The sequence below is a fragment of the Pseudomonas sp. OIL-1 genome (genome assembly GCF_010669185.1).
GTDB lineage: Bacteria > Pseudomonadota > Gammaproteobacteria > Pseudomonadales > Pseudomonadaceae > Halopseudomonas > Halopseudomonas profundi.
In genome coordinates, this window is the sequence record NZ_CP048629.1 from 824,392 (window position 1) to 844,926 (window position 20,535).

21 protein-coding genes are annotated in these 20,535 nt (G+C 59.6%); 13 read left to right on the forward strand and 8 right to left on the reverse strand.

What is annotated here, in order from left to right:
- Positions 1-115 precede the first annotated feature (115 nt).
- Positions 116-1,405, forward strand: a complete 1,290-nt coding sequence (locus G3M63_RS03720; protein WP_178100936.1) for an MFS transporter — start codon at positions 116-118, stop codon at positions 1,403-1,405.
- Between the two features lie 31 nt (positions 1,406-1,436).
- Here G3M63_RS03720 and G3M63_RS03725 read toward each other — a convergent pair whose 3' ends face one another.
- Both G3M63_RS03725 and G3M63_RS03730 read right to left on the reverse strand, forming a co-directional pair.
- Complete coding sequence (locus tag G3M63_RS03725; protein WP_150299797.1) at positions 1,437-1,958, reverse strand: cytochrome b; 522 nt, start codon at positions 1,956-1,958, stop codon at positions 1,437-1,439.
- Between the two features lie 45 nt (positions 1,959-2,003).
- Entirely contained in the window at positions 2,004-2,837 is an 834-nt protein-coding gene (locus G3M63_RS03730) for a class III extradiol ring-cleavage dioxygenase (protein WP_150299798.1), read from the reverse strand.
- Positions 2,838-2,940: 103 nt separating this feature from the next.
- Here G3M63_RS03730 and G3M63_RS03735 point away from each other — a divergent pair, with 103 nt between their 5' ends.
- From G3M63_RS03735 to G3M63_RS03755, 5 genes are all read left to right on the forward strand, one after another.
- Positions 2,941-3,843, forward strand: a complete 903-nt coding sequence (locus tag G3M63_RS03735; RefSeq protein WP_150299799.1) for a LysR family transcriptional regulator — start codon at positions 2,941-2,943, stop codon at positions 3,841-3,843.
- A 127-nt stretch (positions 3,844-3,970) separates the two neighbouring features.
- Positions 3,971-4,609, forward strand: coding sequence for a guanylate kinase (gene gmk, locus G3M63_RS03740; protein ID WP_150299800.1), 639 nt, complete (start codon positions 3,971-3,973; stop codon positions 4,607-4,609).
- 65 nt (positions 4,610-4,674) lie between these two features.
- Entirely contained in the window at positions 4,675-4,932 is a 258-nt protein-coding gene (rpoZ, locus tag G3M63_RS03745; RefSeq protein WP_150299801.1) for a DNA-directed RNA polymerase subunit omega, read from the forward strand.
- A 64-nt stretch (positions 4,933-4,996) separates the two neighbouring features.
- Entirely contained in the window at positions 4,997-7,138 is a 2,142-nt protein-coding gene (gene spoT, locus G3M63_RS03750) for a bifunctional GTP diphosphokinase/guanosine-3',5'-bis pyrophosphate 3'-pyrophosphohydrolase (RefSeq protein ID WP_163981904.1), read from the forward strand.
- A 14-nt stretch (positions 7,139-7,152) separates the two neighbouring features.
- Positions 7,153-7,533 carry a RidA family protein gene (locus tag G3M63_RS03755; RefSeq protein WP_150299803.1) on the forward strand — a complete coding sequence of 127 codons (381 nt, stop codon included), beginning with the start codon at positions 7,153-7,155 and terminating at the stop codon, positions 7,531-7,533.
- 72 nt (positions 7,534-7,605) lie between these two features.
- On the opposite strand, the gene G3M63_RS03760 is transcribed toward G3M63_RS03755, so the two are convergent.
- Positions 7,606-8,031 (reverse strand): OsmC family protein, encoded by a 426-nt coding sequence (locus G3M63_RS03760; protein WP_150299804.1) that lies wholly within the window; start codon positions 8,029-8,031, stop codon positions 7,606-7,608.
- Between the two features lie 74 nt (positions 8,032-8,105).
- Positions 8,106-8,951, reverse strand: a complete 846-nt coding sequence (locus tag G3M63_RS03765) for an SDR family oxidoreductase (protein WP_150299805.1) — start codon at positions 8,949-8,951, stop codon at positions 8,106-8,108.
- A 72-nt stretch (positions 8,952-9,023) separates the two neighbouring features.
- On the opposite strand from G3M63_RS03765, the gene G3M63_RS03770 reads away from it, so the two are divergent.
- The 3 genes from G3M63_RS03770 to G3M63_RS03780 all read left to right on the forward strand — a co-directional run bounded on the left by G3M63_RS03770 (position 9,024) and on the right by G3M63_RS03780 (position 13,573).
- Positions 9,024-9,947: a hydrogen peroxide-inducible genes activator gene (locus G3M63_RS03770; protein WP_150299806.1), complete on the forward strand. Its 924-nt coding sequence runs from the start codon at positions 9,024-9,026 to the stop codon at positions 9,945-9,947.
- A 3-nt stretch (positions 9,948-9,950) separates the two neighbouring features.
- The gene (gene recG, locus G3M63_RS03775; protein ID WP_163981905.1) at positions 9,951-12,035 is read left to right on the forward strand and encodes an ATP-dependent DNA helicase RecG; all 2,085 of its coding nucleotides are present in this window, start codon (positions 9,951-9,953) and stop codon (positions 12,033-12,035) included.
- A gap of 134 nt (positions 12,036-12,169) precedes the next feature.
- A complete protein-coding gene (locus tag G3M63_RS03780; protein ID WP_150299808.1) occupies positions 12,170-13,573 on the forward strand; it encodes an aminoacyl-tRNA deacylase and HDOD domain-containing protein in 1,404 nt (467 codons plus the stop codon).
- Between the two features lie 85 nt (positions 13,574-13,658).
- On the opposite strand, the gene G3M63_RS03785 is transcribed toward G3M63_RS03780, so the two are convergent.
- From G3M63_RS03785 to G3M63_RS03795, 3 genes are all read right to left on the reverse strand, one after another.
- Entirely contained in the window at positions 13,659-13,931 is a 273-nt protein-coding gene (locus G3M63_RS03785; protein WP_150299809.1) for an HU family DNA-binding protein, read from the reverse strand.
- 388 nt (positions 13,932-14,319) lie between these two features.
- Positions 14,320-15,474: an FAD-dependent oxidoreductase gene (locus tag G3M63_RS03790; RefSeq protein ID WP_163981906.1), complete on the reverse strand. Its 1,155-nt coding sequence runs from the start codon at positions 15,472-15,474 to the stop codon at positions 14,320-14,322.
- A 22-nt stretch (positions 15,475-15,496) separates the two neighbouring features.
- Positions 15,497-15,664, reverse strand: coding sequence for a rubredoxin (locus G3M63_RS03795; protein WP_150299811.1), 168 nt, complete (start codon positions 15,662-15,664; stop codon positions 15,497-15,499).
- Positions 15,665-15,801: 137 nt separating this feature from the next.
- Between G3M63_RS03795 and G3M63_RS03800 the strand changes: the two genes are divergently transcribed.
- From G3M63_RS03800 to phoR, 4 genes are all read left to right on the forward strand, one after another.
- Positions 15,802-16,326: a chorismate lyase gene (locus G3M63_RS03800; RefSeq protein WP_371923524.1), complete on the forward strand. Its 525-nt coding sequence runs from the start codon at positions 15,802-15,804 to the stop codon at positions 16,324-16,326.
- Between the two features lie 30 nt (positions 16,327-16,356).
- A complete protein-coding gene (ubiA, locus tag G3M63_RS03805; protein WP_150299812.1) occupies positions 16,357-17,247 on the forward strand; it encodes a 4-hydroxybenzoate octaprenyltransferase in 891 nt (296 codons plus the stop codon).
- 87 nt (positions 17,248-17,334) lie between these two features.
- Positions 17,335-18,024: a phosphate regulon transcriptional regulator PhoB gene (gene phoB, locus G3M63_RS03810; protein WP_150299813.1), complete on the forward strand. Its 690-nt coding sequence runs from the start codon at positions 17,335-17,337 to the stop codon at positions 18,022-18,024.
- Positions 18,025-18,086: 62 nt separating this feature from the next.
- Positions 18,087-19,403: a phosphate regulon sensor histidine kinase PhoR gene (gene phoR, locus G3M63_RS03815; RefSeq protein WP_371923571.1), complete on the forward strand. Its 1,317-nt coding sequence runs from the start codon at positions 18,087-18,089 to the stop codon at positions 19,401-19,403.
- Here the strand turns inward: phoR and G3M63_RS03820 are convergent.
- Entirely contained in the window at positions 19,385-20,287 is a 903-nt protein-coding gene (locus G3M63_RS03820) for a response regulator (RefSeq protein ID WP_163981908.1), read from the reverse strand. The genes phoR and G3M63_RS03820 overlap by 19 nt on opposite strands.
- Positions 20,288-20,535 lie beyond the last annotated feature (248 nt).

Here is a 20,535-nt window from a genome sequence, read left to right on the forward strand (position 1 = left end):
CACCTATTGACCAGCGATACGCCAATAGTGTCCCTGACGGCACGCGCGATTGGCTTTATAGTGCTCAGCTTGCCGCACCAGCCAAGCCGTCTCGCACTGTCGAAGAGAGCCTTCCTTGTCCCGGATTCACACGCCCACGGGCCGCCCCAACGTCTACCGTCAGCCAGGCTTTATCGCCTTCGTGATTGCCCGATTGATCGCCGTGTTCGCCATGCAGATCCAGGCGGTCGTGGTCGCCTGGCAGGTCTATGAGATAACCGGCGAGCCCCTTTCTCTGGCCTACGTGGGGCTGGCGCAATTCATTCCGATGCTGGTTTTGCTGATGCCAGCCGGCGATCTGATCGACCGCTACAACCGCAAGCGGGTACTGGCACTGAGCTGGACCGGCGCGGCATTGTGCAGCGGCGTGCTGTTGTGGCTCTCCATGCATGAAGCTGAAGATGCGTACTGGTTCTATGCCGCTTTGGTGCTGTATGGCTGTGCCCGGGCCTTCATCGGACCGGCGCTGACCAGCCTGCTGCCACAGATCGTGCCGCGCGATCACCTTGCCCAGGCGATTGCCACCAACAGCATGATCATGCGCACCGCAACCATACTCGGCCCGGTACTCGGCGGTGTGCTTTATGCGATAGACGGAGGCGTACTGACCTACTCGGTGTGCCTGGCCTGCTTTGCCGGCGGCCTGCTGCTACTGACCCGCGTCCCGGTGCGATATGCCGACCAGCGCCCGGCCGCTCAGGACACCACCGGCTGGCAGCGCTTTACCGCCGGGATCCGGTTCATCCGCTCGCGCCCGATCGTGCTCGGAACCATTTCGCTGGACCTGTTTGCGGTGTTGCTGGGCGGTGTGGTGGCGCTGCTGCCGATCTATGCCAGCGACGTGCTGCATGTCGGCGCCGAAGGGCTGGGCCTGTTGCGCAGCGCCATGGCCATAGGGGAAATACTGGTGGGGATCTATCTCAGCGCCAGACCCTTCAACAACCATGTCGGCATCATCATGTTCATCGCGGTGGCGATATTTGGTGTGGCCAATATCGTGTTCGCACTGTCGACACTGTTCTGGTTGTCCTTCGCTGCGCTTCTGGTGGCTGGTGCAGCCGATATGGTCAGCATGTACATACGCTCCGCGCTGATCCAGTTTTCGACGCCGGATAACATGCGTGGGCGGGTGAACGCGGTAAACATGCTGTTTATCAGCTCGTCCAACGAGCTGGGCGTATTCCGCGCCGGGACCAGCGCCGCCTGGGTCGGCGCAGTACCGGCCGCGTTGCTCGGCGGGTTCTGTACCCTCGGCGTGGTGGGTGGCTGGGCGCTGGCGTTCAGGTCCCTGCGCCAGGTATCGCGTTTTGAAGATGCCTCACCCGAGCACCTGTCAGCTCAGGGCGCCGGGCAAAACCCTAAATGATCTGACCCCGGAGCATCCCGGGGCTCAGTGCCTATACCATTCGCTGCAGCACACCGTCACGCTTGATGAAGTGGTGCAAGAGCGCCATGCCGATATGGCCCACCACCATGACCAGCAGGAACCAGGCCAGCGGGGAATGCAGACTGCCCACTGCAGCGGCCCAGGGGATTTCATCGCCTTTGGCTGCCAGCTGCACGCCGAAAGCCGTCAATCCATATCCATTACCCAGCATTACCATAACGCCTGTCAGTGGCATCAACAGCATGGCCGCATACAGCAGAAAGTGTCCGCCCTTGACCAGCATCGCAGTCTTCGGATCCTGCTCGGGCCTGTTGTTGCGCTGCGTTAACGCCCAGATGATGCGCAGCGCAATCAGCACAAACAGCAGAACCCCGATCGAGATGTGCCATGGCACCAGCGTCTCACCGATCCAGTGCTCACCTTCAGCGATACGGTCGAAAAACTTCAATAATCGCCAGCCGATAAGCAACGCCATCAGCCAATGGAATACACGGGTGACCCTGCCGTACCGTTCTTTTGTGTCGATAGACATCTACTGCTCCTGCTGTAACGGGAAAATTCTGCAACGTTCGGCCAACTAACCGAACCGATAGGCGGAAATACTGGTTTGCATGACTTGCTCGGAATACACCTTGATACCCCTCGAGCCCGACGCCGCGCCCGCCGCCACAAGCAACGGAAGCAAATGCTCTTCGCCGCCTGGCGGATGACACAAGCGGGCATTGGGCGCCTGCGTCCAGGCTGCGAGCAGGCTGTCACGTTGGTCCGGCTGGCTTTCCACCGCCGCGCTCAGCCAGTCGTCGAACTCGGCCGAGATCGCCGCGAAGCGCGGATCCCCATAGCCCGGCATGTTGTGAAAGCTCATGCCACTGCCAACAATCAGCACGCCCTCATCGCGCAAGGCCGCCAAAGACCGACCGACTTCCAGATGGGCTGCCGGATCAAAATCACGGCGAAGCGATAACTGCACAACCGGAATATCGGCGCGGGGAAACATCAATTTCAAGGGAATGAACACGCCATGATCAAAACCGCGCTCGCGGTCCAGCTGAGCGTCAGCACCATCCTCATGAAGCAGTTGCGCTACCCGCTCGGCCAGTTCCGGACTACCCGGGGCCGGATAGGTCAGTTCATAGGTATGTTGTGGGAAGCCGTAGTAATCGAAAATCAGTGGCGGGCGGGGATTACCGGTGAGGCTGAACGCAGGCTCCAGCCAATGGGCTGAGATCAACAAAATGGCTTTTGGACGCGCCGGCAAGGTATCAGCCACACCCTTGAGAAAGGCCTCCATCCGTACCCAGGTGTCCGTCGGACTCCAATCCATGAAGAAACACGGGCCCGCTCCATGGGGAATAAAGAACACGGGCATCGGCCCGGTTTTAGCAGTTGCAGCGTCGCCATTGTCGTTCATGTCAAAGTCCTCATAAAAAGTCTGGATCGAGTATGAGGTGTCAACCATAGGTAGAGAACTAGCTAAAATGCGCTAACAGTTATCACTCATAGTAGGAAATGAAATGCTGGATCGGATTACCGGTATGCGGGTTTTCGTGCGAGCCGCCAGCGCAGGTAGCCTGTCAGCAGCGGCGCGCCATCTGAGCATGTCCCCCGCCATGGCGACCAAACATGTCGATGCGTTGGAAGCGCGACTCGGCGTCAAACTCTTCCACCGCAGCACGCGGCGGCTCAGCCTCACCGAAGCAGGCAGTAATTATCTGGATGCCTGCCAGCGCATTCTGCCCGATATAGAAGAAGCCGAAGCCGAAGCCGCTTCACTACGCACCAGGGCAAGCGGTCTGCTTCGCCTGAATGTCCCGCTGTCCTTTGGTGCACGCTTCGTCGCTCCGTTGATTCCTGAATTCAGCCGCCGGCATCCCGAAGTGACCGTTGAACTGGGCCTGAGCGATGCTCAGCTGGATCTGATTACCGGCGGCTGGGATCTTGCCGTGCGGATTGGTCGTCTCGCCGACAGCCCGCTACAAGCACGAAAGCTTGGCGACAGCGCCATGCTGCTCTGCGCTGCGCCAGTGTATCTGGCGCAAAGGGGCGCACCGCGCCGCGTTGCAGAATTGGCCCAGCACAATTGCCTGAGTTACACCCTGTCAGCAATGCAAGGCAGCCAATCCTGGGCGTTCGGCAGCAAGGGCGAAATACGGGTGCCCATCACCGGCAACCTGCTAGCTAACAATGGCGATGCTCTATTGGCAGCCGCTGTCGGCGGGCAGGGAATCATCTACCAGCCGCATTTCATCGTCGGTGAGGCACTGGCTCGCGGCGAGCTGATTGCCCTGGAGCTGGATCAGCCAGTCATCGAGCTTGGCGGGATCCATGTGCTTTTCCCGCCCGATCGCCGGCCTCCGGCCAAAGTCCGGGTAATGATCGATTATCTTGCAGAACAATTCGCCTCGTCTCCCCCCTGAACCCGTTACGCCGAGGGTACGGCCGCGTGATGCAGCCTGACCGGCAAGGAAAACCGTCATGACGGGGCTAGCGAATAATCCTATAATCACAGGCCAATTCGCTCCGCCGTACACGCAGGACACGCAAATGACCCCAGCCACAGGCACCCTTTACATCATTTCCGCTCCATCCGGCGCGGGCAAGACCAGCCTGGTAAAGTCGCTGATCGATCAGATAGACAGCCTGCGCGTTTCTGTTTCGCACACCACACGCGCACCGCGCCCCGGTGAGGTGGATGGGGTGAATTATCATTTTGTCAGCCGGGAACAGTTCATCGAGCGCGTGGAACACGCTGATTTTCTCGAGCACGCGGAAGTGTTTGGCAATCTGTACGGCACGTCGCAAAGTACGGTGGAAAACACGCTGTCGGCGGGATTTGATCTGATTCTGGAGATTGACTGGCAAGGCGCGCAGCAGGTGCGTCGCAAGTTGCCCCAGGCGCGCTCGATATTCATCGTCCCCCCCTCGCTGCAAGATCTGCGTGAGCGCCTGAACAACCGGCAGCAGGATGAAGAAAGCGTGATCGACCGCCGCATGCAGCAGGCTGTTGAGGAAATGAGCCATTATGTGGAATATGACTATGTCGTCATCAATGATCGTTTCCAGGATGCACTCGACGATCTGAAGGCCATCCTGCGATCTGGCCGTCTCAGCCTGCCATTCCAGCAGACCCGGCATTCCGGCCTGCTCGCTGCGCTCTTGTCAGAAGCACCAGCAGTTAAGTAGACTGTCAGGTCCCGCGTCCCTGTTCGGTACGCGTCCGTTTCTTTTTTAGTTGCTCCGGAGTACACATGGCCCGCGTTACCGTTGAAGACTGCCTTGAAAATGTAGAGAACCGTTTTGAGCTGGTCATGCTGGCTACCAAGCGTTCACGCCAGATTGCCACTGGCGGCAAGGAGCCCAAGGTTCCGCTGGAAAACGACAAGCCCACAGTGCTCGCGCTGCGTGAAATCGCTGAAGGCCTGGTCACCTATGAAATTCTTGCCCAGGAAGCGATTCAGGATCAGCAGGAACCGCTGTACTCGCTGGAATCCGATTTGGCGGAGTAACGCCCTTGCGAAGGACATGCATTTCTGACGTTCGTGCCCGCTCGGCCGGGTGCAGGAGATATACATGTCCGGTATAGAAGTCTTTGCAGAATCACTCGGAAGCTATCTTGAGCCGGACCAGGTCAACCTGGTCCGGCGCGCCTATTTCTATGCCGAGCAGGCCCATGACGGCCAGACCCGCCGCAGTGGCGAGCCGTACGTCACCCACCCGCTAGCCGTAGCCCATATTCTCGCCAGCATGCACATGGACCATCAGAGTCTCATGGCAGCCATGCTGCACGACGTTATCGAAGATACCGGCATCCCCAAGGATGCACTGGTCAGCCAGTTCGGCGACACCGTGGCCGAACTGGTCGACGGGGTCAGCAAGCTGACCCAGATGACCTTCGAGACCAAGGCCGAGGCCCAGGCGGAAAATTTCCAGAAGATGGCCCTGGCCATGGCGCGCGATATCCGCGTGATTCTGGTCAAGCTTGCCGATCGCTTGCACAACATGCGCACCCTGGGCGCCCTGTCCGGAGAGAAGCGCCGGCGGATCGCCAAGGAAACGCTGGAGATCTACGCGCCGATCGCCAATCGCCTGGGCATGCACAGCCTCAGTACCGAGTTTGAAGATCTGGGCTTCAAGGCCATGCATCCGATGCGCTCGCGGATGATTGACCGCGCTGTGCGCAGCGCACGCGGCCACCGCAAGGAGCTGCTGGGCAAGATCCTCGGTACCCTGCAGGAATGTCTTGAGCGAGAAGGTTTGCCCGGCAAGGTAATGGGCCGCGAGAAGCATCTGTACGGCATCTACCAGAAGATGCGCGGCAAGCGCAAAGCGTTCAACGAGATCATGGACGTCTATGCCTTCCGGATCATCGTCGACAAACCGGACACCTGTTATCGCGTACTGGGCGCCGTGCACAGTCTGTACAAGCCGTTCCCGGGCCGTTTCAAGGATTACATTGCGATTCCCAAATCCAATGGCTATCAGTCCTTGCACACCACCCTGTTCGGTCTGCATGGCGTACCGATTGAAATCCAGATCCGTACCGAGGAAATGGAAGAGCTCGCCAACAATGGGATCGCTGCGCACTGGGTCTACAAGTCCAACGATGAAGTGATCAACGGCAACCACGCCCGTACCCGTCAGTGGCTCAAGGGCGTACTCGAGCTGCAACAACGCGCCGGTAATTCGCTGGAATTCATCGAGAACGTCAAAATCGACCTGTTCCCCGATGAGGTCTATATCTTCACGCCCAAGGGCCGGATCATGGAATTGCCCAAGGGCGCGACGCCGGTTGATTTCGCCTACGCCGTGCATACCGATGTGGGCAATAGCTGTATCGCCTGCCGGGTCAACCGCCGGCTGGCACCGCTGTCCGAACCGCTGCAGAGCGGGCAGACGGTAGAGATCATTACCGCAGCGGGTGCACGCCCCAACCCCGCCTGGCTGAGTTTTGTAATTACCGGCAAGGCGCGTGGCAATATCCGGCACTTCCTCAAGCATCAGCGGCATTCCGAATCCATCGTGCTGGGTGAGCGGTTGCTCGACAAGGTCCTGGCCAGCTTCAATACCAGACTCGAAGATATCTCCGAGGCCAGGATCGCCCAGGTGCTGAAGGATTCGCGCATGCCGACTCTGGACGACCTCTTGGCCGATATAGGTCTGGGCAACCGGATGGCCTATGTTGTCGCCCGCCGGCTGATTGCCAGCGAAGCTACCTCCAGTGTGGAAAATGCAGCTGCTGAATCCCAGGAAACGTCGAATATCAGCGAGTTGCCACTGGCCATACGCGGTACCGAAGGCTTGGTCGTCAGTTTCGCGCGTTGCTGCAACCCGATCCCCGGCGATCCGATCGTCGGCTTTTTGTCATCCGGCAAGGGTATGGTGATTCACCAGGCCAACTGTCGGAATCTGGCAGACAACCGCCACAGCGATGAAAAGATTCTGCATCTCACCTGGGACAAGGACGTCACCGGCGAATTTACCGTCGAACTGCGCGTCGAGCTGGAACATCAACGCGGCATTATCGCCCAGCTTGCCACCGGCATTGCCATGGCTGACGCGAGCATCGACAAGATCAGCGTCGACGAGCGCGACGGCCGAACCAGCGTAGTGCAACTGGTCATCCGGGTCCGCGATCGCCTGCACCTGTCACAACTTATCAAGCGCATCCGCGCACAAAGCGGCGTCCTGCGCATTACCCGAATGAAAAACTGAATTCTGGAGCACTCATGAACAAGCAAGTCATCACCAGTGACAATGCCCCTGCGGCTATTGGTCCCTACTCCCAGGCCATCAAGGTAGGCAACACCGTCTATCTGTCAGGCCAGATCCCGCTCGACCCAGCCACTATGGAAGTGGTTGAAGGCATGGAACAGCAAATCTGCCAGGTCTTCGACAATCTGACAGCTGTTGCTGAAGCCTCCGGCGGCAAGCTGCAGGATATTGTCAAGCTGAACATCTTCCTGACTGACCTGAGCCACTTCGGCCTGGTCAATGAAGTCATGTCCCGTTACTTTCAGAAGCCCTATCCTGCGCGCGCAGCGATCGGCGTCGCCGCGCTACCCAAGGGCGTGCCGGTGGAAATGGATGGCATCATGGTCGTCGGCTGAAGATCCAGCCGGACATGCAGCTGAACGAATCGAGGCGCCTGGGGGCGCCTCTTTTCGTTCCGGCATACAGCCTCAATCGTCGAGGCTTTTTTCCAGCGTGATTTCAGCGTTGAGCACTTTGGAAACCGGGCAGCCCGCTTTGGCCTTCTCGGCTATTTCCTCGAATTGCGCCTGTTCAATACCGGGGATCCGCGCCTGAAGATCAAGGCGAACCGCGGTAATGGCATAGCCTTCTTCGAGCTTCTCCAATGTCACCGAGGCATTGGTGGCGATTTTTTCGGGGGTAAACCCTGCTTCGCCCAGAAGCATGGAAAAGGCCATGGAAAAGCATCCTGCATGGGCGGCGCCAATCAGCTCCTCCGGGTTGGTTCCCGGCCCGTCTTCGAATCGCGTGTTGAATCCGTAAGGACTGTATTCGAGGGCACCGCTCTCGGTGGACAGAGTGCCTTTACCTTCCTTGAGACTACCTTCCCAATGCGCTGATGCGGTCTTGTTCATAGTTGACTCCTGGTGGGTTGAAGCTTTCAGACCCTTAGTAAGACAACTCGAATCCCGGATCGCTCAATGCTGTGCTATGCGTCCTTCAACATCCGGGCATAGCCTTCGCGATAACTCGGATACTGCGGCTCCCAACCACTTTCACGCGCCAGCGCATTGCTGCAGCGCTTGCTTCCGGTCCGCCCACTGGTCGGGCCTTCGTCAAGTAATTGCACGCCAAGCTGCTCGGCCAACCAGGCAGCCACTTCGTGCATCGGCGCGGGTTCGTCATCCACGCCCAGGTAACAGGGCGCCAGCAGTTCATCCTGCTCGGCCTGTTGCAGCAAGTGCTCCAGCAGCGCTGCAGCGTCATCCCTATGTATGCGGTTGGTGTACTGCGGTGGTTCGACCGGCACACACAGCCCAGCGCGCACCTGTTCGATCAAGCGGTTGCGACCCGGGCCGTAGATACCGGCCAGGCGCACCACGGCGGAGGGGATACCACCGCGCAGGGCAACGTCCTCGGCTTCGACAAGAATCCGTGAGGTAGGCGATTCGGCCAGCGCCGGACTGTTCTCCGTCACCCACTCCCCGTCTGACTGACCGTATACCCCGGTGCTTGACACCTGCAGAAGAAATTGTGGCTTTTTGCGCCCGGAGCGGGCCCAGGCCAGCACATGCTCCAGGCCCTCAACGTACAGTTTGCGGTAAAGCTCAGGGTCACGCTTGCCGGCTGCCGGGCAATACACCAGGTAATCGATCTTGTCCGGCCAGCCGTCCGGCTTGTCGGGCTGAGTAAGATCGGCCGCGATGGGCTCGATGTTGTCGGGCAGATTCGAGGTGTTACGCCGTAACCCGAATACCTTCCAGCCCCGCGCGCTCAAACGCTCACCCAGAGCCGTACCCACATCACCACAACCCGCTATAACCACCTGTTTCATTCTGATTGTTTTCCTCTATCGATCAACCCGTTATGCTGGGCCGGTCTATCTATTGAGGCCCAGTATACCGCCATGACTCTTACCGAGCTGCGCTACATCGTGACCCTTGCCCAGGAACAGCATTTCGGCCACGCGGCTGAACGGTGCCATGTTTCGCAGCCTACCCTGAGCGTAGGCGTCAAAAAGCTTGAAGACGAGCTAGGCGTGATGATTTTCGAACGCAGCAAGAGCGCGGTACGGGTAACGCCCATCGGTGAGCGCATCGTCTCCCAGGCACAAAAGGTGCTCGAGGAGGCGCTGACCATTCGCGAGTTGGCCAGTGCAGGAAAGAATCAGATTTCCACGCCACTGAAGGTCGGCGCGATCTATACCATCGGGCCCTACCTGTTCCCGCATCTGGTGCCGCAGCTGCATCGCGTTGCACCGGAAATGCCGCTGTATATCGAGGAAAATTTCACCCACATCCTGCGTGACAAACTGCGCAACGGCGAGCTGGATGCGATCATCGTCGCCCTGCCCTTCAGTGAGCCGGATGTGTTGACCCGGCCACTCTACGACGAGCCATTCAGCTTACTGGTGCCCGCCTCGCACCCCTGGGCCAAGCGCGACAAGGTCGATCTCCATGAGCTCGATGATGACAAGCTGCTGCTACTGGGTGAAGGCCATTGTTTCCGCGACCAGGTGCTCGAGGCTTGTCCGACCATCCGCAAGGGTGAAGAACAGCATCGCCACACCACGGTGGAATCCAGCTCGCTGGAAACCATCCGGCACATGGTCGCCTCGGGCATCGGCATGACGGTGCTGCCGATGTCCGCCGCCGATGACCGCTACTACAGCTCCGACCTGCTGGTCACCAAGAACTTCACCACGCCTGCACCCTACCGCACGGTTGCGGTGGCCTGGCGCGCCAGTTTCCCGCGACCCAAGGCAGTGGAACTGCTGAGCGACTCGATTCGCCTGTGCTCGGTCAAGCCAGTGACCAGGGACGCCGAGTAACCAATGCTCTCGGCGCCGGAACGTACCTCGCTCACCGTCCTCAAGGGGATCGGGCCGGCGGTAGCCGAGAAGCTCGAGCGGCTCGGACTGAAAAGTGTTCAGGACATACTCTTTCACCTGCCGCTGCGGTATCAGGATCGCACCCGCGTAACGCCGATCGGCGCGCTTCGCCCGGGCATGGATGCGGTTATAGAAGGCGTGGTAGCCGGTGCGGATGTCGTCATGGGGCGGCGCAAGAGTTTGCTGGTTCGGCTGCAGGACGGCAGCGGCACCATCAGTCTGCGATTCTACTACTTCTCAGGTGCGTTGAAGAGCAACCTGCAACGTGGCAGCCACTGGCGCTGCTATGGCGAAGTGCGCCCCGGCGCGTCAGGGCTGGAAATCTATCATCCAGAAATGTCCAGCCTCGACAGCGCTCAGTCCGCGCCCGTCGAACAGACCCTGACGCCTATCTACCCGGCAACCGAAGGCTTGTCACAGCAGCGGTTACGCAATCTCAGTGAGGCCGCTTTGCAGTGGCTGGACCAGGGCAACAGCCTGGTTGATCTGCTGCCCGTCGAGTTCAGCCAGCAGTATCGGCTCGCCCCGTTGCGCGAGGCGATTCACACTCTGCACCGTCCGCCGCCGGATATCGACCTGGAAGCCCTGGAGGAAGGGCGGCATTGGGCTCAACATCGCCTGGCGTTTGAAGAGTTGATGGCACACCAGCTGGTAATGCTGCGTCTGCGCGCCGAAATCCGCTCGCGCGCGGCGCCAGCGATGCATGCCAGCGGTGCGTTGGCCCAGGACTATCTGCGACTGCTTGGCTTCCCCTTGACCGGCGCACAACAGCGAGTTTCCGGTGAGGTCATCGCCGACCTGCAGCAGCCACGACCAATGTTGCGACTGGTTCAGGGCGATGTCGGCGCCGGCAAGACGGTGGTCGCTGCTCTGGCTGCACTGCACGCCCTGGAAGCTGGCTGGCAGGTCGCGCTCATGGCGCCTACGGAGATTCTGGCCGAGCAGCACTTCATCAATTTCCAGCGCTGGTTTACGCCGCTGGGCATTTCCGTGGCATGGATGGCCGGGAAACTCAAAGGCAAGGCGCGGGCTAATCAGCTTCAACTTATCGCAACAGGTGATGCAGCCATGGTGGTGGGCACCCACGCGCTGTTCCAGCCCGAAGTGCGCTTCAACAATCTGGGGCTGGCGATTATTGACGAACAGCACCGCTTCGGTGTGCAGCAACGGCTGGCGTTGCGCGACAAGGGCGCGGCGGGGCGCTTCTCTCCGCATCAGCTGATCATGACCGCCACGCCCATTCCCCGCACCCTGGCGATGAGCGCTTATGCCGATCTGGACACCTCAGTCCTTGACGAACTGCCGCCGGGGCGGACACCCATCAACACCGTACTGGTCGCTGACACGCGCCGCGAAGAAGTGGTCGAGCGTGTGCGTGCCGGTTGCGCCCAGGGACGCCAGGCCTACTGGGTGTGCACGCTGATCGAGGAGTCCGAACAGTTGCAGGCCCAGGCCGCCGAGGTAACCTGGGCGGAGCTCTGCGAAAGCCTGCCGGAGCTGTCGATCGGCTTGATCCATGGTCGTATGAAAGCGGCGGAAAAAGCCGACATCATGGCTGCGTTCAAGGGCGGCGATCTGCATCTGCTGGTCGCCACTACGGTGATCGAGGTCGGGGTAGATGTGCCCAATGCCAGCCTGATGATTATCGAGAATCCCGAGCGTCTGGGACTAGCACAGTTGCATCAATTGCGTGGACGGGTCGGGCGCGGCAGTACGGCAAGCCATTGCGTATTGCTTTACCACGCCCCGCTGTCGGCGCTGGGTCGCGAACGGCTTGGCATCATGCGCGAAAGCTCCGATGGCTTTGTCATTGCCGAGAAGGACCTTGAGCTGCGCGGGCCAGGTGAAGTGCTGGGCACCCGACAAACCGGACTGGTGCAATTTCGCGTTGCCGATCTGGTCCGCGACGCAGACCTGCTACCCCATGTACAACGTGCCGCGCAGAGTCTCGCCACCCAGCACCCTCAGCAGGTCCAGCCGCTGGTTGATCGTTGGCTCGCCCACGGCCAACAGTTCGCCCAGGTCTGATGGGTACCCCTAATTAGTCGCGTCAAGGCCCAGGATCTGTTGCAACAGACCCTGGGCCCGACAGCACGACCGGTTCCTGCGTGCTACCATCAGCGCAAAGCCTCCCTGGGCGGTACCGGCAAAAAGGACAATTCATGAATACCCATTCGGCCACTGAAACCGACGGCATCAGCCTGCCCGATCTGATTGAAAAGCAGCTGCAACAACAGGGAATACGTTACCGGTTACGCCAGGCAGGGCAGACAGAGGTCACCCCACGCCGCGTGCAGGCCTGCCTGTTGTCCGACAGCGATGGGAGCGTGCTGGCGCTATTCCCGCGCGATCATCTGCTCGACCTTAAACGTGTCGGTGAACTGCTCGGACGCGAGCTTGAGCCATTGCGTGATCAGCGCCTGCAGCGACTGCTGACCCAGCACCAGCTGAGTCAACTGCCGGGTCTGCCAATGCTGTTCAACTCACCGGCGATCTTCGAGCAGAGCCTCGGAGATGAGCCTGTGGTGTGGATGGATAGCGGCCTGCAAGGCTGGTGCCTGGAACTCGATCAGGCCGACGCCCGTGTGCTGATGGCGAAGGCCAGCTCAGGCCGTTTTTCCGTGCCACTGAGCAGCCTGGCCAGCTTGCCCGATGACCCCGAGCAGGACCAACAGGACCTTAGTAATGCCGTGCGCAACTTCACTGCCCTGCGCATGCGTCAGCGTCTGGAAGAAACCATAGAAATTCCGCCGCTGCCGCAGTCCGCGCAGAAGGTCATGAAGCTGCGCGTCAACCCGGACGCCAGCATCGAAGAGCTTGCCGACGTGGTGGAAACCGATCCGAGCCTGGCTGCGCAGGTCGTCAGCTGGGCATCGTCGCCGTTCTATGCCGCGCCCGGCAAAATCCGCTCGGTGGAGGACGCCATCAGCCGGGTGCTGGGTTTCGACCTGGTTATCAACCTGGCGGTGGGCCTTGCGCTGGGCAAGACCTTCACGCTACCAAGAGACTCAGCCGAACGCACCACACCCTATTGGGAACAGGCGATTTACACCGCTGCTGTGATTGATGGCCTTGCTCGGGCCATGCCCGTTGCGAAACGTCCCGAAATGGGTCTGAACTATCTCGCAGGGTTGCTGCATAACTTCGGTTATCTGGTGCTGGCGTATATCTTCCCGCCCCACTTCAAGATGATTTGCCGGCATGTCGAAGCCAACCCGCATGTTCCACCGCATCTCGTGGACCAGCATCTGCTGGGCGTGACGCGTGACCAGATCGGCAGTTGGCTGATGCGTTACTGGGATATGCCTGCCGAGATATCCACCGCCATCCGCTACCAACACGATCCGGACTATCAGGGCAATTTGCACCTGTATGCCAACCTGGCCTATCTTAGCCTGGCGCTACTGAGCGAAAGAGGAATAGGTAGCGGGTCTGAAATGCCAATACCGCCCGCTCTGTTGGAGCGGCTAGGCCTGACTGCAGAAAGCGCTGCCAAGGCGGCAGACAAAGTACTTGAAGCGCGCGATGCGCTGCGCAAACTGGTCACTGTGTACCAGCACGGCTGATATCGGGGCAATGGGCGTGGAATGATTCAGGAAGGCGTACTGCGATCGGAGGCTCAGTGATAACACCGCAGCCTCCGACAACCACTTAATTGATCGAATCCTTGAGGCTTTTGCCTGGCTTGAAGGAGACGGTATTGCTGGCTTTGATCTGGACAGGTTCGCCTGTTTGCGGGTTTTTGCCTGTACGGGCGCCACGATGTCGTTGCAGAAAGGTTCCGAAACCTACCAGAGTCACAGTTTCCTTCTTGCTCAGTGCCTGGGTGATTTCATCGAGAACTGCATTGAGTACACGGCTTGCCTGTTCCTTGCTTAGGTCAGCCTTGTCGGCGATTGCCGCGGCGAGATCCGGTTTACGCATATAGAGCCTCGTTATCTGTTGTTGTTTTCCGCCGCGTCCTTCGCAGCGGCGCCAGCAGCCAACCCCTCTCGGACGGACCGCATAGCCAGATCAGCATCGCAGAAGTAGCGGCTATGCGCCAGCCCCTGATGAAGTCATCCGCGATAGGAGAGCGGTTTTTTCCGACAAAAGGCGGGTAGTCCCCGGAACGAGACGCTTATTTGGGCAAACTTCGAAAAGGAAACTGGCTCAGAACAGAAGGCAAGATGCAATCACTGAGCGCTGAACCGCTCTGGGTGGCACCTTTGCTCAACAATCAGAATGGGGGGGGTTGAGAAGGGGCTTGGAATTCTTCGCCCTCTGGCCGACAGTGAACTGGCTCGACAGGGCGAGCCAGGGCAAACCGTTTCTACACTAACCAGCCAGGGAGTTCGCGGTTCAATTGCAGCTTTTCCCTCACAGCCGCGCCGGTCAATGCATAGCCGTGTAAAACGCCCTGAGAATCATGAAACAGAGCACGCTGGTCCGAGCCTTCGCCGGTGACGGTCCACTCGCCTTCGGTAGCGGTGAGCGGCGGCGAAACCACCAGGGGACAGGCCGGCGTCTTTACCATGATCGGCATGGCCGAATAGCTAATCTCGGTCGGATTGCCCGTCAGCGTTTTTGCAAGCGCTCGCGCGCAGGTCATCAACGGCATCACATACATCAAGCTCAAGGACGCCACTTCCGCGCAGTCACCCAGCGCGTAGATGTGCTCAGCTGACGTCCGCAACTGGCGATCGACGCTGATGCCCTTGGCCACCTCCAGCCCAGCGGCTTCAGCCAACCCCCGGTTGGGCACAAGACCAATGGCGGACAGGGCTTGCTCGGCCTCTACACGGGTGCCATCTTCCAGCGTGATACACACGCCCTCGTCGGTCAGGTCCATCTGCTGGATACCCTTGCTCAAATGGAAACCTACTCCCAGGTCTTCCAGCGAAGCCCTGACAGGTTCAGCCACCTGCGTAGGGATCAGTCCAGCCATCAACGTCCGGTCCGGTGCTATCACCTGAACGTCGAGACCGGCGGCTGCGAGATCATTGGCAAACTCACTGCCGATCAGGCCAGCGCCGATAATTGCCACTGAGCGCTTGCCAACAAGCGCCCGACGAAAGCGCGCATAGTCAGTCAGAGCATTGATCGACAGTACGTGCTCGCCCAACGCCTCGGCCCCTGGAAGTTGTCGGGCCAAAGCGCCGGTAGCCAGGACCAGATCGCTGTATTGCACCCGCCGCTCACCCACCATCAGACTCCGCGTGGCCGGATCGATAGCGTCGACCCGGGTTTGTACGAGTATTTCAGCATCGAGCTGAGCAGCCATCGTAGCGGCATCCTGCATGGCCAGCTCGTCGGCCTCCTTGCCCTTGGCGAAGCCGGTGGACAACAGCGGCTTGGAGTAGAATCGACCGTCGTCGGCGGTAATCAACAGCAGCGGACGGCTACTGTCGAGCTTGCGAAATTCCTTTGCCAGGTTATAGCCGGCCAAACCGGTACCAACGATAACCAGCGGAGATGCATCAGACACTATATGAATCCTTGAACAGAGATCAGCCGATCGAGATCATCTCGAAGTCTTCCTTGCCCACACCGCAATCGGGGCATTGCCAGTCGGCAGGCACATCTTCCCAGGCAGTTCCCGGCGCAATTCCGTCGTCCGGCCAGCCTTCGGCTTCGTCATAGATAAAACCACACACGATACATTGCCATTTTTTCATTCACGGATCCTTGGTAGCCAAAACTGCGTCGACACTACCGGATTCGCCGGCGGACGCCAAGCACAGGCACTGGCGCGCTGCACGAGGCATTCGTGATAACCTTGCCGCACTATCCATCTGCAATCCGGCTATGACACGTGAGACTTCCCGACTGGCATTCCGCCGCCCGACATCCCTGCAAACCTGCCGGAATGTTGCTGGATTGGCTGCAGAACGAAGGGTCGCTGACCCAACGTCTGACCGAAGCCGGCGACAACGATTTCAGGGTTGAACTGCTGGAGCAATCGCTGCAGCCCGCGCGTGCAGACGAAGCCTGCGCGCTGGGTCTCGAGCCCGGCACTCAGGTGTGGGTGCGTGAAGTATTACTGCATACTGCTGGCGCACCGCGCGTATTTGCCCGCAGCGTCGCGCCCATGCACACGCTGACGGAAGGGAAGGGCGACCTGACCAACCTGGGCACCCGCAGTCTCGGCGATTTGCTTTTTCGCGGCGGCCTGGGAATCAGCCGCGGGCCGATTGAAATCAGCCGTTATCCCGCCGAGTGGCTGCCGTCGGCGTGGCGCAGCGAAAGATGCTGGGCACGCCGCTCACGCTTCGGCGATGGTCGCCTGCAGCTGTTGGTGTGTGAAGTGTTTCTAGAAGGCTGGCCGCCCGCCAGCTGATCCCAATCCCATGTCGCACGGAGAACTGCTTTGCTTGGCTTGTTGATCAGACCTTTTGGCCGCGTCCACCCACGGGCCAATGATTTCATCCAGCTGATGCGCATGGACCGACCCATCGGCACCTATCTGCTTCTGTGGCCGACGCTCTGGGCATTGTGGATTGCGGCCGAAGGGGTTCCCGACTGGTCAGTGCTGGTCATCTTCGTGCTCGGCGTAATCTTCATGCGCGCCGCCGGCTGCGTTATCAATGACTTTGCCGACCGCAAGATCGACGGGCATGTCCGGCGCACCACGCAGCGGCCATTGGCGACCGGCCGCATCAGTTCGCGTGAGGCATTGATCACCTTTGCGGCGTTGGTAGCGGTCAGCGCCATACTGGTGTTGCTGACCAACCGCATGACTGTACTGCTGGCCTTCGGCGCCATTTTCCTCGCCAGCATTTACCCATTCTGCAAGCGCTTCACTTTCTATCCTCAGGTAGTGCTCGGCGCTGCCTTCTCCTGGGCGATCCCCATGGCTTTTGCTGCCCAGGCCGAAGCCCTGCCGAGTGCGCTGTGGCTGATATTTCTCGCCAACCTGCTGTGGACCGTGGCATACGATACCGAGTACGCCATCTGTGACCGCGAAGATGACCTGCGTATTGGCGTGAAATCGACCGCCATTCTGTTTGGCGAATCAGACCGGCATATCATTGGCCTGCTGCAGGGGCTGACCCTGATCTGCCTGTTATTGGCAGGTGCCCGCTTCGATCTTGGGCTTTACTACCACCTCGGCCTGCTGGCCATGCTGGTCAGCTTCGGCTGGCAGCAGTGGTTGATTCGCGAACGCGAACCGCACGCCTGCTTCGTTGCATTTCTGTCCAACCACTGGAGCGGCATGCTGGTGTTTATCGGACTGGCACTGGATTTTTGGCTAGGCTGATCGGCGCTCGCTCTGCGGTCATACAACTGCAACAAAAATGTTATCTAATCGACGCATGTTTCAATCCGCAACGGGACGGTAGATACCATGCAGGGAAAAACGATACTGATCGTCGATGATGAAGCACCTATCCGGGAGATGATTGCCGTCGCTCTGGAAATGGCCGGCTATGAATGCCTGGAGGCAGACAACACCCAACAGGCCCATGCCAGCATCGTCGACCGTAAGCCTGACCTGATACTGCTCGACTGGATGCTTCCAGGCACCACCGGTATTGAACTGGCACGCCGGCTCAAGCGCGACGAGATGACTGCAGATATCCCGATCATCATGCTCACCGCCAAGGGCGAGGAAGACAACAAGATTCAGGGGCTTGAGGTGGGCGCTGACGATTACATCACCAAACCCTTTTCCCCGCGTGAACTGGTGGCGCGCCTGAAGGCGGTATTGCGCCGCGCAGGCCCCGCTGATGCTGAAACACCGCTGGAAGTGGACGGGCTCTGTCTGGACCCGGTCAGCCACCGCGTTACTATTGATGGCGAGCCTGGCGAGATCGGACCCACCGAATACCGGTTGTTGCTGTTCTTCATGACGCATCAGGAGCGCGCCTACACCCGCGGCCAGTTGCTTGACCAGGTCTGGGGTGGCAATGTCTACGTTGAAGAACGCACCGTAGATGTTCATATCAGGCGTCTTCGCAAGGCTTTGGGAAGCCGCTACGAAAACCTCGTGCAAACAGTCCGAGGAACCGGCTACCGGTTCTCCACCAAGGGCTGAAGGGCTCGACCATGGAGCGGCTAACCGGCACGACAGATGCCGTAATCATCACGGAGACGGAATTGACCACCAGCTGGACCCGGGCCTTACTTGTCAGATTGTTCTGGCTCACGCTGATCTGCCTGCCGGTAGGCCTGCTGACCGGACATCTGGCCTGGACGCTGGTGTTTGGTCTGGTGGTGTACGTCAGCTGGACTCTTCGCCAGCTGCTGCGGTTTCATAACTGGCTGATCGACAATCCCTCAGCAGATCTCCCCGATGCCCGCGGCATATGGGGCGAGATATTCAGCACGATCCATCGACAGCGACAAAGCGCAGCCCGGCGCCAACACAAGCTGCAAGAAATAATTGACCAGATCCAGGCGTCTACTGCTGCCTTGAGCGAAGCAGTCGTCATGATAGATCGGCAGGGCCGCCTGCGATGGTGGAACGCCTCGGCCGATCGACTACTCGGATTGCGTAACCCGGCGGACAAGGGGCAACATGTCACCAGTCTGATTCGTGATCCGCGGTTCGTGACCTATTACGAGACAGGTTCGCACTCCGAACCACTGAATCTCGACTCGCCGACCAGCAAGAATACTCATCTGCAATTCGCCATTACCCGTTACGGGCAGGGTGAACGCCTGATGATCGTGCGCGACATTACCCGCTTGCATAACCTCGAACTGATGCGCAAGGACTTCGTCGCCAACGTATCCCACGAGCTGCGCACCCCGCTCACCGTAGTGATCGGGTATCTAGAAACCCTGCTGGATAACGAAGACGTACTCGCCTCTCGCTGGAAGCGCGCCATGTTACAGATGCAAACGCAGGCCTCGCGGATGCACACCCTGCTTAATGATCTGTTACTGCTGTCGCGCCTGGAAACCACCGACACCACCCTGGATGAAGAACCGGTATCGGTGCATCTGCTGCTCACGCGTATCCGGGACGATGCGCTGGCATTTTCCGGCGAACGACAGCACCGCATAACGCTGGCCAACGAGACCGAACAGCCGCTCATCGGCATCGCCGGCGAACTGCGTAGCGCCTTTTCCAATCTGGTATTCAACGCAGTGAAGTACACCCCGGACGGTTGCGCGATACAGATACGCTGGTGGTCAGACGGGGCGGGAGCCCATATGAGCGTCACCGACGACGGGCCGGGTATTGCGCCGGAACATATCGGCCGCCTGACCGAACGCTTTTACCGCATCGACTCAAGCCGTAACAGCCACACCGGGGGCAGCGGCCTGGGTCTGGCGATCGTCAAGCACGTGCTCCTGCGCCATCAGGCCCGGCTGGAAATTATCAGTGAAGAAGGCACGGGCAGCTGTTTTATCTGCCATTTCCCCACCAGACGGCTGGTTCCGATGGATCAGGCGCTCGGCGAGTAATGCTGTTGACTGCTACCGGTAGCAATCAGCCGCGACAGGTAGTCGAGCTTTTCCGGGTCCTGGTCGACAAAACGTAGCGTAACCTTCAACCACTCGCAGTCCATACGCGCTTCCATCGAGGCCACCGAATGGATATAGGCGTTTATTCGCGCTACCGAGCGGTCACTATCCTGTTCAAGATCCAGCACGCCGCTCTCGAATATCTGCGGCATCTGCTCACCACGCCGGACCACCACCAGCGCATCGCGCAGACTCAGCGTCTTGATAACGCACGCCAACTGCCGGCCCGGTAAACGCAATTGTCCCTGGCCGCGCACCGGTTGCGTGGCAACCGGACCGGCTACGGGTTTGTCAGTTTCAGCGGGTAACGCCGAAGAGACCGGAGTGGCTGCGCTGGCAGGCGGAGCCGAGCTGGGCTTGTGCCCACCGGTAAGATTGGCAATGGTGTCCTGAGCCGTACCGACACTGGCCCGGGCCTTTCGCCCCTCCAGTAGTTCAAGCTTGCCAGCGCGGTGCAGCGCCTTACGCACCTTGGCCACCAACTGCTCGTTGCTGAATGGTTTGCCGATGTAGTCGCTGACCCCGGACTGTATGGCTTCGACCACGTTTTCCTTGTCGCCGCGACTGGTCACCATGATAAAGGGTATAGCCGCCGCGTCCGGCTGCCCTCTGAACCACTGGAGCAACTCGAGGCCATTCATCTCGGGCATCTCCCAGTCGCATAGAATGAGATCGAAACCCACGCGACTGAGGATCTGCTGGGCCTTGCGACCATCGACCGCCTCTTCGACCTGCACGCCGGGAAAATGACTACGCAGAGCCTTTTTCACCAGGTCACGGATGAACGGAGCGTCGTCGACTACCAGGACCGAGACTTTCGCCATGTTGATTCTCTTTGAACAGATAACCTGCGCAGCTTACCGCAGAGTGCTGGCAAACCCCAATCAACCAGCGGGGATTTCAGGCAATTTAGCGCGTGGCAGAGGGTTCGGCCTGAGGAGAAGTGACAACACCCCGCCCGCCATGACGACAGGCGGGGGACTAGGGTCTGTTGCCGTTTCATCGCGAGCCGCGTTGCTGTGGCAAAGGGCGCCAGGCCGGGCGGCGATCCGCAAGGCGCGGGACGCAGGAA